The 634-nt window shown below is 71.0% G+C and carries 1 protein-coding gene; it reads right to left on the bottom strand.

Annotation, left to right across the window (positions count from 1 at the left end):
• Positions 1-97: 97 nt before the first annotated feature.
• Positions 98-460: a hypothetical protein gene (locus NBW84_RS18255; RefSeq protein ID WP_250285944.1), complete on the bottom strand. Its 363-nt coding sequence runs from the start codon at positions 458-460 to the stop codon at positions 98-100.
• Between the last annotated feature and the right edge of the window lie 174 nt (positions 461-634).

The following is a 634-nucleotide window of genomic DNA, read 5'->3' as shown; positions in this document are numbered from 1 at the left end:
TCCGTGGCCGTTCGTGCTTCGCGGCCGGCGCCGGCTGTTGTCGCCGTTGTTCGACATTACCGTCGGTGCCGGCCGGAATACTGGCCGGGATATTCGGTCAGCCGGATTTCGCGGCGGCCACCAGGGCGGGCGGTGCGGTGTCGACGCCGTCCCGGTGACGGATGTCTTTCCGGACCTGATAGACCCAGCTTCTGCTGACTTTCACTCCCTGCGTGGCCAGTAACGCGACGGCATCGGCGGCGGCACCTCCGGTCTGTTCGAGCGCGCGGACAATGGCATCGCGTTTCCCGGCCGCGTCCAGTGCGGTCAGCGTAACAGGAAGTGATGTGGACGCCGCCGTCGTGGATATCGGGACGGGCTCGTCGCGCCCCGCGCCGGATCTGTCGTCGCCCGGCTTCTCGGCTTCGTCCGGGTTGCCGGCTGGCCGGGTGTCCGACGGGACACCGGCGCCCGCGTCCAACCGGATGATGCTGCCCGGATCCGGGCGGGCGGCACCACCGGGCGCACCGGCCGGGACGCCGTCGGCCGGGATATCGGGCGCTGTCGGCGCTGTCGGCGCTGCTGGCCGTGCGGGCGCTGTCGGCGGTGCGGGCGCCGCTGGTGGTACTGGCGGTGTTGATGCGCTGTGGTGAAT

The sequence above is a fragment of the Protofrankia sp. CiP1_Cm_nod2 genome (assembly GCF_920664355.1).
Taxonomy (GTDB): domain Bacteria; phylum Actinomycetota; class Actinomycetes; order Frankiales; family Frankiaceae; genus Protofrankia.
This window is presented reverse-complemented; position numbering and strand designations above follow the sequence as displayed.